This is a genomic window from Bradyrhizobium genosp. P (genome assembly GCF_049949265.1).
In the GTDB taxonomy this organism is placed as follows: Bacteria; Pseudomonadota; Alphaproteobacteria; order Rhizobiales; family Xanthobacteraceae; genus Bradyrhizobium.
Window position 1 is genome coordinate 5,329,796 of sequence record NZ_CP188195.1, and the last position, 17,101, is coordinate 5,346,896.

The 17,101-nt window shown below is 65.0% G+C and carries 12 protein-coding genes and 1 pseudogene; 11 read left to right on the plus strand and 2 right to left on the minus strand.

Annotated elements, in window-relative coordinates; genetic code table 11:
• Positions 1-6: 6 nt before the first annotated feature.
• Entirely contained in the window at positions 7-1,344 is a 1,338-nt protein-coding gene (locus ACP2YO_RS25885) for an N-acetylmuramoyl-L-alanine amidase (protein ID WP_426434004.1), read from the minus strand.
• Between the two features lie 702 nt (positions 1,345-2,046).
• Here ACP2YO_RS25885 and ACP2YO_RS25890 point away from each other — a divergent pair.
• Positions 2,047-5,169: an Rne/Rng family ribonuclease gene (locus ACP2YO_RS25890; protein ID WP_426434005.1), complete on the plus strand. Its 3,123-nt coding sequence runs from the start codon at positions 2,047-2,049 to the stop codon at positions 5,167-5,169.
• Positions 5,170-5,234: 65 nt separating this feature from the next.
• Positions 5,235-6,468, plus strand: a pseudogene (locus tag ACP2YO_RS25895) (NAD(P)/FAD-dependent oxidoreductase).
• Positions 6,469-6,478: 10 nt separating this feature from the next.
• Here ACP2YO_RS25895 and ACP2YO_RS25900 read toward each other — a convergent pair.
• Entirely contained in the window at positions 6,479-7,666 is a 1,188-nt protein-coding gene (locus tag ACP2YO_RS25900) for a pyridoxal phosphate-dependent aminotransferase (protein ID WP_426434006.1), read from the minus strand.
• A gap of 225 nt (positions 7,667-7,891) precedes the next feature.
• On the opposite strand from ACP2YO_RS25900, the gene ACP2YO_RS25905 reads away from it, so the two are divergent.
• The 9 genes from ACP2YO_RS25905 to ACP2YO_RS25945 all read left to right on the plus strand — a co-directional run bounded on the left by ACP2YO_RS25905 (position 7,892) and on the right by ACP2YO_RS25945 (position 17,081).
• Positions 7,892-9,298, plus strand: a complete 1,407-nt coding sequence (locus ACP2YO_RS25905) for a M48 family metalloprotease (RefSeq protein ID WP_426434007.1) — start codon at positions 7,892-7,894, stop codon at positions 9,296-9,298.
• Between the two features lie 87 nt (positions 9,299-9,385).
• Positions 9,386-10,153, plus strand: coding sequence for a DsbA family protein (locus tag ACP2YO_RS25910; protein ID WP_426434008.1), 768 nt, complete (start codon positions 9,386-9,388; stop codon positions 10,151-10,153).
• A 229-nt stretch (positions 10,154-10,382) separates the two neighbouring features.
• On the plus strand, positions 10,383-11,225 hold the full coding sequence (locus ACP2YO_RS25915) for a DUF1236 domain-containing protein (RefSeq protein WP_426434009.1): 843 nt from the start codon (positions 10,383-10,385) through the stop codon (positions 11,223-11,225).
• A 288-nt stretch (positions 11,226-11,513) separates the two neighbouring features.
• Positions 11,514-11,999, plus strand: coding sequence for a type II 3-dehydroquinate dehydratase (aroQ, locus tag ACP2YO_RS25920; protein WP_426434010.1), 486 nt, complete (start codon positions 11,514-11,516; stop codon positions 11,997-11,999).
• 51 nt (positions 12,000-12,050) lie between these two features.
• The gene (gene accB / locus ACP2YO_RS25925; RefSeq protein ID WP_426434011.1) at positions 12,051-12,545 is read left to right on the plus strand and encodes an acetyl-CoA carboxylase biotin carboxyl carrier protein; all 495 of its coding nucleotides are present in this window, start codon (positions 12,051-12,053) and stop codon (positions 12,543-12,545) included.
• A 25-nt stretch (positions 12,546-12,570) separates the two neighbouring features.
• Complete coding sequence (accC, locus tag ACP2YO_RS25930) at positions 12,571-13,929, plus strand: acetyl-CoA carboxylase biotin carboxylase subunit (protein ID WP_426434012.1); 1,359 nt, start codon at positions 12,571-12,573, stop codon at positions 13,927-13,929.
• Positions 13,930-14,029: 100 nt separating this feature from the next.
• Positions 14,030-15,562: a sensor histidine kinase gene (locus ACP2YO_RS25935; protein ID WP_426434013.1), complete on the plus strand. Its 1,533-nt coding sequence runs from the start codon at positions 14,030-14,032 to the stop codon at positions 15,560-15,562.
• On the plus strand, positions 15,559-15,999 hold the full coding sequence (locus tag ACP2YO_RS25940) for a response regulator (protein ID WP_426434014.1): 441 nt from the start codon (positions 15,559-15,561) through the stop codon (positions 15,997-15,999). Before ACP2YO_RS25935 ends, ACP2YO_RS25940 begins: the two co-directional genes overlap by 4 nt.
• On the plus strand, positions 15,996-17,081 hold the full coding sequence (locus ACP2YO_RS25945; RefSeq protein WP_426434015.1) for a sensor histidine kinase: 1,086 nt from the start codon (positions 15,996-15,998) through the stop codon (positions 17,079-17,081). Before ACP2YO_RS25940 ends, ACP2YO_RS25945 begins: the two co-directional genes overlap by 4 nt.
• Positions 17,082-17,101: the final 20 nt, after the last annotated feature.

The window sequence follows — 17,101 nt, forward strand, 5'->3', positions numbered from 1 at the left end:
CCGATTTCACTTGGTCGGTCCGGCAGTTGCCAGCCTCTTGGCGAAAAACGCATCGATCGCCTCGGCCATCGAGCCGACGGTCTTGTTGCGCCAGCTCTCCGAGGTCAGGTGCCCAAGATCATCCTTGTTGGAGACATAGCCGAGTTCGACCAGGACCGACGGAACATCGGGCGCCTTGAGCACCCGGAAGCCCGCCGATTTCAGCGGGTTCTTGTGCATCCTGGCCGACGTCTTCATCTCGGTCATCAGGAGATGGGCGAAGCGGTTCGAGAAGGTCTTGGTTTCGCGCTGCGCCAGGTCAATCAGGATGTCGGCAACCTCGGTCGGCTCCTCGGTGAGGTTCACGCCGCCGATGGCGTCGGCCTTGTTTTCCGTCTCGGCCAGCCGCTCGGCCTCTGCGTCGGAGGCCTTGTCCGACAGCGTATAGATTGTGGCGCCCTGCGCATCGCCCTCGCGGCGGGGCAAGGCGTCTGCGTGAATCGAGACGAACAGCGCCGCCGACTGGGTGCGTGCCACCTTCACCCGGTCGTCGAGCGGGATAAAGGTGTCGTCGGTCCGGGTCATGACGACGCGGTACTTGCCGGTCTTCTCGATCCGGTCGCGCAAGGCGAGGCCGAATCCCAGGACCAGGTTCTTCTCCATCTGGTCGCCGGACTGGGTGCCGTTGTCGATACCGCCATGGCCGGGGTCGATCACGATCAGCGGGCGCTGGTCCGGAACCGCTGGTGGCGTCAGCGCTGCGGTCGTGGCCGGCGGGACCACCGCGGCATTGGCGTCGGCGATCGCCGGCTTGAGATCAGGCCGGCTCTCCGGCGCAAGCGACTGCACGAATGCGGTGCGGTCGACCTCCTCGAACTCCAGCACCAGCCGCGGCGGCTGGCCATTGGCGGCGTCGAGCACGTAGGAATTGGCGATCTTCGCCGGGCCGGTGAGATCGAACACGATTCGGGAGCCGCCGGGCATCACGAGGCCATAGCGGAATGCCTTGACCAGTCCCCGGCCTGTCGCACCGGCGCCGGCCGCGAGCTGGAAAGTGACCTGGGGAATGTCCACAACGACTCGGTAGGGGTCGGCCAGCGGAAAGGCTCGAAACTCGATTTTCCGGTCGAGGTCGAGGATGAATTGGGTCTGCTTGCCGTCGCCGGCGAGTCGCGCATCGGAAGCGACCGGCAAGCTCGGGGTGGCGGCGGGAGCGGCTTCGACGGGCGCCGTTTTGATGGAAGCGGCGTCGACGGTCTTGGGCATCTCGGCAGCGCTCGGACCGGTCGGCTGGGCGCACACCAATGCTGCGGCGCACAATAGGCCGCATCCCAGCAAAACACGGTGATTCGCGCGATTCGCCACGGACTCGGTGCCTCCCAAGCAGCGTCTTACCCGATTAGAACCACACGGTTAATCGTGCCTTAATGACGCAAAAGCGAAAAGGATCGAGTGTTGCCCTGCCGCGACGCTTCCCTTGCACGTGGCGGTCAATCCACGTATGTACGGAATGCTGACGGCTAGTACTCCCGGTTGTGTCGCGTTCAGCCTCCCGGTGCAACGGTGGAACTTTCGATCCCGAAGGGTCCAACGTGTTTTTCCGATCCCCTCCGCAGCCAGCGCCGCGCGCGGCTGACAAGGAGGGGCGGTTTCGAGCCCGAGCGGCGTCCAGTCCCAGGCACTCTCGCCAGAGGGACGGTTTGAGACACGGCATAACTGATTATCCGGTCCCTCGGGGCCTCGATATGCGATGGCCGGCAGGCGCTTCGGCGCTGCGCTGGGCTTTCAGCAAAAGATACGGCGGTATTTCTCGCCGCCACCATGTTTAGACGGGCCGACGCTTAATGCGCCAGACTGTATTGCCGACCAGGATCCCCGAGACGACCGCGCTGACGCGAGGCGAAAGCTTCGCCCGGCGCATCGTACCGGTGGGCTCCCGCTCGGCTCTGCGCCTCAAGACGCGTTTTGGCCTTCCCCTCACCCCCGAATCAGGTGGACCGTCGCGTCACCGGGCCGCGCAGCTTGCGCGCGCCCTGCACCGCGCCCGCCGCCGTCAAGAGCCCCAAAATGCCCAACAAGATGTTGATCGATGCCACCCACCCGGAAGAGACCCGGGTCGTAGTGGTCCGCGGCAATCGAGTCGAAGAGTTTGATTTCGAGACCGCCCAGCGCAAACAACTGCGCGGCAATATTTACCTCGCCAAAGTCACGCGGGTAGAGCCGTCACTGCAGGCCGCCTTCATTGAATATGGCGGCAATCGTCACGGCTTCCTCGCCTTCAGCGAAATCCATCCCGACTACTACCAGATCCCGGTCGCCGACCGTCAGGCACTGATCGAAGCCGACGAGCGCGCGCACCGCGAGGCCGAGGAAGAGCACGAGAACCGCGGCCACCACCGTCGCCGTTCTCGCCATCGCAACGCCCGCCGCCGCGGCCAGGGCGATCGGGTGCAGAGCGAGGTGGTCGAGGGCGCCGGCCTCGACCCGCAGGCGCCGCAGCCGCATGAGGGCCACGAACATTCTGTCGACGCCGAGCATCATGAGCACGACGTGGCCGCCCACGAGGGCCATGAGCATGCGGCGCACGACCACGGGCATGGCGATCACAGCCATGACGATCACGGCCATGATGACCATGACCATGACCACGAGCATCATGACCACGAGCATGAGCACCAACCTGCCCCGGCCGTGAGCGAGGCGCCGTCCGATGACGGGCAGCCTGATCCCGTTGCTGCGGTGGTGGAGGCGTCCATTGCGTTCGCCGTGCCTGATACCGTCGAGGTCGTCGAAATCAACCATGAGCCTGAGCGGGCGCATGAGGAACAGGCCGAGGAAAACGCAGCCCACGCCGATGACGCGCCGCATACGGCCCATGCTGACGAAGTTCATGCGACCGGCGACGACCACGTCGCGGCCGAGCACGTCTCTGGGGACGCAGCCGCATCCCAGGGCGAGCATGGCGACGAAGCGAACGACGATGAAGACGATGACGAAGACGGCGAGGAAGAGGAAGTCGTCGAGTCCGTCGGCGGCGACGATGTGCTCGAGGAGGTTCCGGAACGCGCGTTCCGCCCGCGCCGCCAGTACAAGATCCAGGAAGTCATCAAGCGCCGCCAGGTGATGCTGGTCCAGGTCGTCAAGGAAGAACGTGGCAACAAGGGCGCCGCACTCACCACCTATTTGTCGCTCGCCGGCCGCTATGCCGTGCTGATGCCGAACACCGCGCGTGGTGGCGGCATCAGCCGCAAGATCACGTCCGCCCAGGACCGTTCGCGGCTGAAGGAAGTGGTTCAGGACCTCGACGTGCCCGAGGGCATGGGCATCATCCTGCGCACCGCCGGCGCCGCCCGCAGCAAGCCCGAGATCAAGCGCGACTTCGAATATTTGATCCGGATGTGGGAAACCGTGCGTGATCTGACGCTGAAGTCGCAGGCGCCGAGCCTCGTCTACGAGGAGGGCTCGCTGATCAAGCGTTCGCTGCGCGATCTCTACAACAAGGAGATCGACGAGATCCAGGTGGCGGGCGAGCCCGGCTACCGCGAGGCGCGCGATTTCATGAAGATGCTGATGCCGGCCAATGTGCGCGCGGTGAAGCTCTATGGCGACGGCCAGCCGCTGTTCTCGCGCATGGGCGTCGAGAGCCAGCTGGATGCGATGTTCTCGCCGACCGTGCAGTTGCGCTCCGGCGGCTACATCGTCATCAACCAGACCGAAGCGCTGGTCTCGATCGACGTCAACTCGGGACGGGCCACGCGCGAGCACCATATCGAGGACACCGCGCTCAAGACCAATCTGGAGGCGGCGGAGGAAGTCGCCCGGCAGTTGCGCTTGCGCGATCTCGCCGGCCTGATCGTCATCGACTTCATCGACATGGACGAGAAGCGCAACAACCGTGCGGTCGAGCGCAAACTGTCCGATTGCCTGCGCCAGGACCGGGCGCGGATCCAGGTCGGCCGGATCTCGCATTTCGGCCTGCTGGAGATGTCGCGCCAGCGCATCCGCGCCAGCGTGCTGGAGAGTTCGACCGAGCCCTGCCCGCAATGCGGCGGCTCGGGCCACGTCCGTTCGGTCTCGTCAGTGGCGCTGCAGCTTCTGCGCGGCATCGAGGAAATCCTGATGAAGGGGGCGACCCACAATCTCGTGGTCCGCACGCGGACCGATGTCGCGCTCTACGTGCTCAATCACAAGCGCGGTCATCTGCGCGATCTCGAAAACGCCTTCAAGGTTTCGCTGGCGGTGGTCGCCGATGCCACGGTGAGCGCCCAGCAGTCCTACATCATCGATCGCGGCGAACAGGTGCATACGCTCGAAGCGGCCAAGGCGCTGCTGGCGGCGCAAGCCGCTGCGACGCCGGGGCAGCCCGACGAGCCCGATGACGAGGAGGAACCGTTCGAATACGAGGCCGAGGTCGAAACCGAGGAGACCGAGGGCCTTGCCGACGACCAGGCGGCCGGTGAAGAAGCCGGCGCCGAGGGCGAAGGCGATGGTCAGCGCCGCAACAAACGGCGCCGTCGGCGGCGTGGTCGCACAGGTAGCGGAGGCGAAGCGCGCGAAGGTGGCCAGCCGCCGCGCGAGGACGGTGATGCTCCGCTCATGCATGTGGTGCCCGAAGGTACCGAAGCGGTCGTAGCCGAGGATGCCGAAGGCGACGAGGACGAAGGCGACGAACAGCAGGCTTTTGCCCGCGGCGATCAGGGAGCCAATGGCGAACGTCGCCCGCGCCGCCGCGGACGTCGTGGCGGCCGCCGCCGGCGTGGTGGACCGGAAGAAGGTCTCGCGGGATCGATCGCCGATGAGCTCGGGCCAACGTCGGCACCGGAAGTCGTTGGCGCAGTCGCCGACTTCGATGGTCATTCGGCGGAGGCTGCCCCGTCCCTCGTGGAGCCCGAGCCGATGGCACCGCCGCCCGAATTCCAGCCCGCAGAGCCGGCACCTGCCGAGGCCGCCGCAGCGCCGGAGGAAACCCAGGCCGAAGCCGAGCGTGCCGCGCGGCGCCGTTCGACCGTGCGCGAAAAGGTCAGCTTCATGACCAGTCCGCAGCCTGAGCCTCTGGCTCCCGCGCTGGTCGAAAACCCGGCTGAGCCGTCTCCCGCCCCGGCTCCGGCGGCCGAGCCCGCATCGGCTGCCGCCGCCGAGGCTCCGGCCCGCAAGGGCTGGTGGTCGCGGCGCTTCGGCGGCGGCGAATAGGAATCCACGACAAGTAAAAGCGCCCGGTTCAAGCCGGGCGTTTTTTTATTGGAGAACAGGTCTCAATGCAGAGCGCGATCGTTCTTGGCGGCGGCATGGTGGGCGTCAGCACGGCGCTGCACTTGCGGCGCCGCGGCTGGTCGGTCACGCTGGTCGACCGCAAGGAGCCCGGCCGGGAGACCAGCTACGGCAATGCCGGGATCATCCAGAGCGAGGCGGTCCGGCCCTACCCGATGCCACGCGATCTCGCCACGCTTGCCAGGATCGCGGCCGGCCGCACCAACGACGTGCGCTATCGCCTGGCGTCGCTGCCCCAGCACGCCGGTCCACTGCTGCGATATTGGTGGCACTCCACCCCCGAGCGGCACCGCGAAGCCACCGCCGCCTGGGCGCGCCTGATTGCCTACGCAACGGCGGAACACGACACCCTCATCCGCGAGGCCCACGCCGACAATTTGATCCGCCGCGCGGGTTATCGCCTGCTTCACCGCGACCCGGCGGCGCTGGAGCGTGCGATTGCGGCCGCGGAAGAGAACCAGCGCGAATACGGCGTGAAGTTTCGCGTCCTTGATGGCAGCGAGCTCGCCAGGGCCGAACCGATCCTGCGCGACGACCTGCCCGGTGCCATCCACTGGCTCGAACCCTGGACCGTGTCGGATCCCGGCGGCCTCGTCTCGGCCTACGCCGGACTGTTCGAGCGCCTCGGCGGCACGCTGCTGCGTGGAGATGCGCAAACGCTGACCGAGACCTCGTCCGGTTGGTCGCTCGATACCGACGGTGGACGTATCGACGCCGCCAACGTGGTCGTCGCGCTCGGGCCCTGGTCGCCCCAATTGCTACGCAGATTCGGTTACCGGATCCCGCTGGTGCGCAAGCGCGGCTACCACATGCATTATCACGGTGGCCGCTCGCTCGATCTGCCGCTGGTCGATACCGCGATGGGCTATGCAATGGCGCCGATGGCCAAGGGAATCCGCATTACCACCGGCGCGGAACTGACGAGCCCCGATGCTCCGGCCACGCCCATTCAGCTTGGCCATGCAGAAGCCGCCGCGCGAGGTCTGCTCGAGATCGGGACCCGAGTTCGAACCCGAGCCGTGGTTCGGCACGCGCCCCTGCACGACCGACATGCTGCCGGTGCTCGGGCCTGCGCCACGCCATCGCGGGCTGTGGACGAATTTCGGCCACGGCCATCAGGGCTTCACGCTCGGCCCTGCAACGGCACGGCTGCTCGCCGAAATGATGAACGGCGAGGCCCCCTCCGTGGACGCCTCGCCGTATCGGCCGGATCGGTTCTGAAGATTGCGGGCTATTTGAGCCAATGCGCGATCCGCGCAACCGCTTCCTGCATCTCCGCGGCCGAGCGCGCGTAGGAAAAACGGACGAAAGCGCGGCCGTGGATCGGATCGAAATCGACGCCCGGGGTCGCGGCGACGTGCGTCTTCTCGAGCATCTCGCTGGCGAATGCGAAGCTGTCGGAGGTGAAGTCGGACACATCGGCGTAGAGATAGAACGCGCCATCCGCCGGCAGGAATTTGGTCAGGCCCGCCTTCGGTAGGCCCTCGATCAGGATGCGGCGGTTCTCCTGATAGCCGCGCTTGATCGCTTCCATCTCCTCGCGGCCCTCGAACGCGGATTCGGCGGCGATCTGCGATAGCGTCGGCACCGAGATCGAGAGATTCTGCTGCAGCCGCTCGATCGGCCGCACCAGTACGTCCGGCGCCACCATCCAGCCGACGCGCCAGCCCGTCATGCAGAAATATTTCGAGAACGAGTTGATCACGAGCGCCCGCGGCGACAGTTCGGCGGCGGTCACCGCCGGGAAGGCATAGTCGAGCCCGTGATAGATTTCGTCGGAGATGAAGCGGATGCCGGCACTGTCGGCGGCGGCCATCAGGCTCGACAGCGCCTCGCGCGACATCATCGTGCCGGTCGGGTTGGCGGGGCTGCCGACCAGGACGCCTTTCAGCGGCGCCTTGCGATGGGCCGCGAGCAGCGCCTCGCCGGTCAGCGCATGGCGCGTCTCATGTGAGGTTTCGATCAGCACCGGCTCGCAGCCGAGCGCGGTCAGGATGTGCCGGTAAGGCGGATAGCCCGGGACGGTGACCGCCACTCGGTCGCCCGGCTCGAACATCGCGAGGAACGCCAGGATGAAGCCACCTGATGAGCCCGTGGTCACGATGATGCGCTCGGCATCCACCGCGCAGCGATACGTGTCGCGATAATGACGGGCGATGCGCGCGCGCAACGAGGGAATTCCGAGCGCTGAGGTATAGTCGATCCGCCCGTCCTGCAGCGCGGCCTGCGCTGCCGCGATCGCCGGCTTCGGCGCTGACGCGGCAGGCTGACCAACCTCCATGTGGATGACGCGGCCGCCAGCGGCCTCGATCCGCGCCGCCGCGGCCATCACGTCCATCACCATGAAGGGCGGAACATCGCTCCGCGTGGACGCCGTCAACAGGCCGGTTGCGTGGTCTCTCAGTGTCGCGTCGGGCATGGATATCTGCTATTTGGATGGCCGCGGCCGAATTAGGGTTCCCGCACCGGTTACCGCCCCAGACTGGCCGCATTCGGTGGCTTCTTATAACGTTTTCGGGCTGAGTGAATACCGGTTCGCGTGAACAAAAACCGCAAAACCAAGAGACTGCGCCGTGCTTCTGATCTAATTCAGGGCCGGAATCGGGTTCGCCTATCCGTAGCCGTGCACCGCCAGTAGATGCCCATGCTGTTCCGCCATACGCTTCGCACCAGGACGTCCAAACTGACCGCGCTCGTCACGGCGGTCGCGCTTGCATTCGGCCCGATGGCCACCGCGCATGCGCAGGACTCCAGGGGGCCGCCGGTGCTGCGCGACACCGAGTCCGAGCAGCTGCTGCGCGAATACACCCGCCCGGTCCTGCGCGCCGCGGGCCTGGAGAAGCAGAACATCCAGATCGTGATCATCAACGAGAGCGCGTTCAACGCGTTCGTCGCCGATGGGCGCCGCATCTTCGTGAATTATGGCGCGCTGCTGCAGTCGGAGACGCCGAACCAGATCATCGGCGTTCTGGCGCACGAAACCGGCCATTTGGCCGGCGGCCACCTCGCCAAACTCCACGAACAGCTGGCGCAGGCGCAGACGCAAATGATCATCGCCATGCTGCTCGGCGTCGGCGCCATCGCCGCAGGCTCGCGCGGCGGCGCCGACAATGGTCTTTCCAGTGCGGGCGCGGCTGCGATCTCGGCCCCGCAGTCCGTCATCCAGCGCTCGCTGCTGTCCTACCAGCGCCAGCAGGAAGAGAACGCCGATCGCGCCGGCGTCAAGTTCCTGACCGCGACCGGGCAGTCCGCAAAGGGCATGTACGACACGTTCAAGCGCTTCAGCGACGAGGGCCTGTTCGCCGTGCGCGGCGCCGACCCCTATCTGCAGTCGCACCCGATGGCGGTCGAGCGCGTCGCGGCGCTGGAAGTCCTCGCGCACTCCAGCCCATACTGGGACAAGAAGGACGATCCCGCGCTGCAGCTCCGCCACGACATGATGCGCGCCAAGATCTCCGGTTTCATGGAGCGGCAGGACACCGTCTACCGCCGCTATCCACTCAGCAACACCAGCCTGCCGGCGCGCTATGCGCGGGCCATCACGACCTACCTGCACGGCGACCTGCGCTCGGCGATCGCGCAGATCGACGGCCTGATCCAGGTACAGCCCAACAACCCGTACTTCTATGAATTGCGCGGCCAGGCCCTGCTCGAAGGCGGCCGGCCGGCTGAAGCGATCGCGCCACTACGCCGGGCCGTGCAACTCTCCAGCAACGCGCCGCTGATCGAGATGATGCTCGGCCAGGCGCTCGTCGCCTCCGACAACAAGGCCTTTACGGACGAGGCGATCAACACGCTGCGCGCCGCCGTGGCACGCGAGCCCGAGGCGCCGCTTGGCTACACCCAGCTCGCGATGGCCTATGGCCGCAAAGGCGACTACGCGCAGGCGGATCTGGCGTCCGCGCAGGCCGCCTATCTCCGTGGCGACAACAAGACCGCCCGCGACCTTGCGTCGCGCGCCAAGACCCGGTTTGCGATCGGCACTCCCGGCTGGGTCAAAGCTGACGACATTGTGAGCGCCAGGCCCATGTCGGGCCAGAAAAACAACTAGAAATAAACCTCAGTTCCATACAACGATCACCGAAACTGGCCCGCGGCGCCGCCGTATTTCGAACTCCGCCGAACAAGGATTATCCCCATGCGAACGCTCCGCCTTCTTGCCCCTGCCCTGGTCGCGCTCGCCCTTTGCGGCGCGCCGCTTCCGGCATCCGCCCAAAGCTTCTCCGACACCCAGCGCGGCGACATCGAGACCATCGTGCGCAACTACCTGATCGCGCACCCTGAGGTGCTCGAGGAGGCGATGAACGAGCTGAGCAAGCGCCAGGCGGCGGCTGAAGCCGAGAAGCACGAACAAAGCGTCGCCAAGAATGCCGACACCATCTTCAACTCGCCGCGCGGCGTGATGCTCGGCAACAAGGACGGCGACGTCACCTTCGTCGAGTTCTTCGATTACAATTGCGGCTACTGCAAGCGCGCGATGTCCGACATGATGGACCTGATGAAATCGGATCCCAAGCTGAAGGTCGTGCTGAAGGAATTCCCGGTGCTGAGCCAAGGCTCGGTCGAGGCCGCGCAGGTCGCGGTCGCCGTCCGCATGCAGGACCCGACCGGCAAGAAGTATCTCGAGTTTCATCAGAAGCTGCTGGGCGGCCACGGCGCCGCCGACAAGGCCCGCGCGCTCGCGGTTGCCAAGGACGTCGGTCTCGACATGACGAGACTCGAGAAGGACATGGCGAGCCCGGAAGCGAAGGCGACCATCGAGGAGAACTTCCGCCTCGCCGAATCCATGGGCATGAACGGCACGCCGAGCTATGTGATCGGCAAGCAGGTCGTGGTCGGCGCGGTCGGCCTCGAGAGCCTCAGGGAGAAGATCGGTGTCGCCCGCTGCGGCAAGGCGACCTGCTGATCGACACTACGGCGAGATACCCTTCCCTGAACAATCCGGCTGCGGCGCAGCCGGATTTTTTGTTGGCCAAAGCGGAGAGCCATCTCACGCGCATGCGCCGTTGAATCACGTGCACGTTTATCCCGTATTCATAAAACAAACCGCGGGGAACCCGAACATCGCTAGGAACATCGCGCATATTTTGCCGTTGTCGGCGCGGGCAATGCTGACAATGAGGAGGAATACTACGATGTCTAACCGTTTTCTGATTTCGGTCGCTGCTGCGGCTCTGATCGCTGGTACGGGCTTCGCCAATGCGCAGGGCGCGTCTAAGGAATCGCCGGCGGCCGGCGGCGGCGCGGCCATGGAGCACAATGCACCGTCCGGTGGCGCATCTTCGGGTTCGATGGAGCGTGAGTCCGGCGGCATGAAAGGCGCCGAGTCGACCAAGAGCAGTCCCTCGGGCATGAAGGCTGAATCTGGCGACAAGGCCGGTGCCGCCACCAAGGGCGCGCAGGATAACACCCAGAAGTCGAAGAGCATGAGCTCAGAGAATGAAGGCGCGCGCGACAAGGCCGGTGCCGACAAGGCTGGTGCCAAGGAGATGAAGGCCGAAGGCCGCGAGAAGGACATGAAGTCTGAAGGCCGCGAGAAGAACGGCAACATGAACGCGGAAAGCCGCGAAGGTCGCGATCGCACCAACGCCGCGGAGAGCCGCGAGAAGAATGGCGCCGCAACCAACCAGAACGCGCAGACCAAGAGCTCGACCGACACCAACCGGGCGCAGGCGAACGATCGCTCGAAGACCACGACGGGTAACGCCGCGACCTCGGCCACCGCGGCTCCGCCGGCGGAGAAGCGCAGTCAGATCTCGACCGCGATCAAGTCGGAGCATGTGTCGGAAGTTACCAATGTGAACTTCGACGTGTCGGTGGGCACCCGCGTGCCGACCGACGTTCACTTCTATCCGTTGCCGGAACGGGTCGTGACGATCTATCCGGAATGGCGCGGCTATGACTTCATCCTGGTCCACGGACGCTACGTGATCGTGCAGCCCGAGACGCACGAGATCGTCTACATCATCGAGGGCTAAGTTCGGCCTCGAGGCGAAGGGGACACAGAGTCCCTTTGCTGGATCAACCAACCCCGCCCTTTTGGGCGGGGTTTTGCCGTCTGCCCCACGCCAGCCGAGGATCGCCCGGACGGGGCCCCAGCGCGGCTTCTGCGGAACTTGGTTAATCAGCATTTTCCGAGGGTTACAGCAGCCATCTGACAGGACAGACGAGGCTGTTGATGACTTTCCCAAGCCACCTAAAGGCTTCCCCTTGGGCCGGTTGTTACCTATAACCCGGCCCACTTCTCCCCTTCGCCGGAACCTGGAATGGCTGCTGCCGGAACGATCTATGTACTGAACGGCCCGAACCTCAATCTGTTGGGGACGCGCGAGCCGGAGACCTACGGCCACGCCACCCTTGCCGACGTCGAGAAGCTGTGCGCGGAAACCGCCAGGCGGTTTGGCCTCGCCGCCGATTGCCGGCAGTCTAACCGCGAGGGCGAACTGATCGATTTCATCCATGAGGCCCACGCAAAGAAGGCGGTCGGCATCGTCATCAACGCCGGCGGCTATTCCCATACCTCGATCGCGCTGCACGACGCGCTGGTGGCAGTGAAGATCCCCGCCGTCGAAGTCCATGTCAGCAACATCCATGCCCGCGAGAGCTTCCGGCACCATTCGTTCACTGCTAAAGCCGCGTTCGCGTCGCTTTGCGGCTTCGGCGTCGATGGCTACCGGCTCGCGATCATGGGCCTCGCCGCCAGGATCGGTGCCAAGATGGATGTCAAGATCGATGTCAAGGCAAAGACTTAATCGCCCATTCTGACGTTTCCCGTCACCAGAGATAGATTCCGGATCAAGATCATGGCGCGCCAGCCAGACGACAAATCAGCCGCAAAATCCAAGAACGAGTTGACGAGCGACGACAGCGCGCTCATTCGCGAGCTTGCGCTGCTGCTCGCCGAAACCAATCTCACCGAGATCGAGATCGAACGCGCCGGCCTGCGCGTGCGTGTCGCGCGCAATATCACTATCGCCGCCTCCATGCCGACCGCCACTGTACCGGCGGTTGCCCTGGCCGCTGCGGCGCCGGCGGCTGCAGTTGCGGCCGATCTCGCAAAACACCCGGGCGTCGTTCCCTCGCCGATGGTCGGCACCGCCTATTGGGCGCCGGAACCTGGCGCCAAGCCGTTCATTGAAGTCGGCTCGAAAGTGTCGGCCGGCCAGACACTCCTGATCATCGAGGCGATGAAGACGATGAACCAGATTCCGTCACCGCGCGCCGGCACGGTGACGCAGATTCTCATCGAGGACGGCCAGCCGGTCGAATTCGGCGAGCCGCTGGTAATCATTGAGTAGAACGTCAACGTCAGGCGGCGCTGCGATGTTCGACAAGATCCTGATAGCCAATCGCGGCGAGATCGCACTTCGCGTGCTGCGCGCCTGCAAGGAGCTTGGCATCTCCACCGTCGCGGTGCACTCCACCGCCGACGCCGACGCCATGCATGTGCGGCTCGCCGATGAGAGCGTGTGCATCGGGCCGCCGCCGTCGAAGGACTCCTATCTCAACGTGCCGGCGCTGCTCGCGGCCTGCGAGATCACCGGCGCGGATGCCGTGCATCCCGGCTATGGCTTCCTGTCCGAGAACGCGCGCTTCGCCGAGATCCTCGCCGATCACAATCTGCATTTCATCGGGCCGAAGGCCGAGCATATCCGCCTGATGGGCGACAAGATCGAGGCCAAGAAGACCGCCAAACGGCTCGGCATTCCGGTCGTCCCGGGCTCCGACGGCGGGGTCGGCCCCGACGACGACGCGGCGGCGATCGCAAAGGCCATCGGCTTCCCGGTGCTGGTCAAGGCTGCCGCCGGCGGCGGCGGCCGCGGCATGAAGGTCGCCCAGACCGAGGCCGATCTGGCGCTGGCGCTGTCGACCGCGGCCAACGAGGCCAGGTCGGCCTTCGGCGACGCCTCGGTCTATCTGGAGAAATACCTGCAGAAGCCGCGCCACATCGAAATCCAGATTCTCGGCGACGGCCGCGGCGGCGCCATCCATCTCGGCGAACGCGACTGCTCGCTGCAGCGCCGCCACCAGAAGGTCTGGGAAGAAGGCCCCTCGCCGGTGCTCGCCGCAGCCGCGCGCGCCAGGATCGGCGAGACCTGCGCCAAGGCGATGCGGGACATGAAGTATCTCGGCGTCGGCACCATCGAATTCCTCTACGAGGACGGCGAGTTCTACTTCATCGAAATGAACACGCGTATCCAGGTCGAGCATCCCGTCACCGAGAGCATCACCGACATCGACCTCGTGCTGGAGCAGATCCGGATCGCCGCCGGTGGCGAATTGCCGGCGCGGCAGGACGAGATTGCGATCATCGGCCACGCCATCGAATGCCGCATCAATGCGGAGAATCCGCAGACCTTCCGTCCTTCGCCCGGACGGATCACGCAATTCCATCCGCCGGGCGGCCTCGGCGTACGGATCGATTCGGCGGTCTACCAGGGCTACGTGATCCCGCCCTATTACGATTCGCTGGTCGGCAAGCTGATCGTGCACGGCAAGACCCGCGGCGAATGCCTGATGCGGCTGCGCCGGGCGCTGGACGAGATGGTGGTCGACGGGATCGAGACGACACTGCCGCTGTTTCGCGCGCTGGTCCGCGAGCCCGACATCATCGAAGGCGACTACCACATCCACTGGCTGGAGCAGTACCTCGCCGGCCAGCCCGATGACACCAAGAAATAATTCGTCCACCCTGTGGAACCAGATGCCCGCTCACGCGTATCGTAGGGTTGTAAGCTTTCCACGGGGACGCATTGAACTCCATTGATTTAGCGAGACTGTCGTGACGCCGGTTTCACGACGTCGCAGCGCGTTGCCCATCCTGCTGCTCTCGGCGGGATTTTTGGTGCTGGTCGCGGTCAGCGTGGCCTCGGTGGTGCTGGTCAACAGGGCGCGCGAGGACAACGCCTGGGTCGTTCATACCGTTGAGGTCGAGGGTCAGCTCGCGAACCTGCTGCTCGAAGTCCGCCGCGCCGAAAGCGCCACCAGGGCGTATTTGCTGACGTCGGCACCGCAATACCTGACTGAGTACCAGGCCGCGGCGGCGGGCATCCCGCTCGCCCTGGACCATCTTCTCAAGCTGACTGTCGACAATCCGGCGCAAATTGCGAGCGGCGCCAGGCTAAAGGCCGCGATCGAAAAACGGCTGTCCGAATTCGCGCTCAGCATCGACCGCGTCAAGAACAACGACGTGGCCACCAGCATCGCCGTCCTGCGTAACACCACGTCAGCCGACGCCATGGACGCGATCGGGCCGATCGCCCGCGATATGCGTACCGAAGAGGAACGCCTGTTTGATATCCGCAGGACGACCGCGGACAAGACCCAGGTGCTGGCCTCCTCGGTCACCATCGCGGGCTCCTGCATGGTGCTGGCGCTCGCCGGCTTCGCGATCGTGCTGCTGCGGCAATCCTCAGGCGCCCGCGACGAGGCCGAGGCCAGGCTGCGTGACGCCAACGCCAATCTCGAAAGCACCGTCGACGAGCGCACAGCGGACCTGCGCGAGGCCAACGAGGAGATCCAGCGCTTCGCCTATATCGTGAGCCACGATCTGCGCTCGCCGCTGGTCAATATCATGGGCTTCACCAGCGAACTGGAGGAACTGCGCGGCGACATCTTCAAGCGCATCGCCACGCTCAATCGCTCAACGTCGCTCGCGCCGGCGATGCCGGATGACGCCACCGATACCGCCGAGCCCGAACTCGAAGGATCCGACAAGCAGCTCTCGGATGATTTCTCCGAGTCGCTCGGCTTCATCAAATCCTCGATCGCCAAGATGGACCGGCTGATTACCGCGATCCTCAATCTCACCCGCGAAGGCCGCCGCGAGTTCAAGCCGGAGCGGGTCGACGTCCGCGAGCTGATCGAGAGCATCGTCAAGACGGTCGCACATCAGGCGGCGGAAGGCAGCGCCGAAATCCGTCTCGGCGGCGCGCTGCCGAACCTCGTCAGCGACCGCCTCGCACTGGAGCAGATTTTCTCCAATCTGATCGACAACGCGCTGAAATACCTCAAAAACGGCGTTCCCGGCGCGATTTCGGTCGAGGGCCGCACCAAGCTCGGCTTTGCGATTTTCGAGATCAAGGACAACGGCCGCGGCATCGATCCGAAGGACCATCAGCGCATCTTCGACCTGTTCCGCCGAGCGGGAACCCAGGACAAGCCAGGACAAGGCATCGGATTAGCCCATGTCCGCGCACTTGTGCGCAGACTCGGCGGCACCATGTCGGTAGCATCGGAACTTCACAACGGCAGCACGTTCACGATAACACTGCCCATCAATTGGACAGGCAAGAACCGGGATAAAGAGTCATGAGCGATCCAGTCACCATCATCATGATCGAGGACGATGAGGGCCATGCTCGGCTGATTGAGCGGAATATCCGGCGATCGGGCGTCAACAACGAGATCGTTCCGTTCACGAACGGTACAGAGGCCGTCAATTATCTGTTCGGCACCAACGGGACCGGGTCCGCACGCGAGGGTCAGGCCCTGTTGATCCTGCTTGATCTCAATCTGCCCGACATGACCGGCATCGACATCCTGAAGCGGGTAAAGGAGAACAAGTATCTGAAGGCGACGCCGGTGGTGGTGCTGACCACGACGGACGACTCCCACGAGATCAAGCGCTGCTACGAACTCGGTTGCAACGTCTACATTACCAAGCCGGTGAATTACGAGAGCTTCGCCAACGCAATTCGCCAACTCGGCCTGTTCTTCTCCGTCATTCAGGTTCCGCCAGCCGCCCTATGACCAGCGCGACGCCGACACTGCTTTATATCGACGACGACCCGGGGCTGGCGCGCCTGGTCGACCGCGGGCTGACGCGTGCAGGCTTCAAGGTCGTGCATGCCGCGAGCGGCCAGGACGGTCTTGAGCGTCTGGCCAAAGGCGGCATCGACGTCGTCGCGCTCGACCAGTACATGCCGGGCCTCGACGGACTGGAGACGCTTCAGGAGATCCTCAAGATAGCGGACGCACCGCCGGTGGTGTTCGTCACCGCTTCGCAGGACTCCGCGATCGCCGTGACCGCGCTCAAGGCCGGCGCGGCGGATTATCTGGTCAAGGATGTCAGAGGCGAGTTCATCCCCCTGCTCCAGGTCGCGGTCAACGGCGCGATCCGGCGGGCGGAGATCCTGAGGGCGCGCGACGAGGCGGAGGCCGAGGTGCACGCCTCGCGCGACCGCTACGCCGCGCTGGCCGCGGAGCGCGAGGTGCTGCTGCGCGAGGTCAACCACCGGGTCGGCAATTCGCTGCAGATCATCGCCTCGCTGCTACATCTGCAGGCCAACTCCGCGAGCGAGAGCGACGTCAAGGCGGCCCTCACCAACGCCATGGGCCGCGTCGCTGCGGTCGCGCAGGTCCACCGACGCCTCTACACCTCGCAGGACTTCAAGACGGTGATGCTCAACCAGTATCTCGGGTCGCTGCTCGAGGATCTGCGGCGATCGGCCGAAGGCAACAAGATGTCGCGGCTGACGCTGAAGGCCGAGCCGGTCGAAATCGACCCCGACCGTGCGGTCGCGATCGGCATCATCGTCAATGAGCTGGTGATGAACGCGGTGAAATACGCCTATCCCGACGGTGCCGGCCCGATCCATGTCGAGCTGAAACCGCAAGGCGACGATCTGCAGCTCGCGATCAGCGATGATGGGGTCGGATTTGGCGATACGATCGATCCGCGCGGTACCGGCATGGGTCAGCGCATCGTGACGGCGATGGCCGCCAAGCTCAATGCCACCGTCGAGCGCGATCCCGCCCACACTGGCACAAGAATGCTGGTTCGTTTCCGCCGCGTCGTGACCGCGCCACAGAGCAGCGTGGCGGCGAAATAAACTCGCCCTCCCCGAGGGCT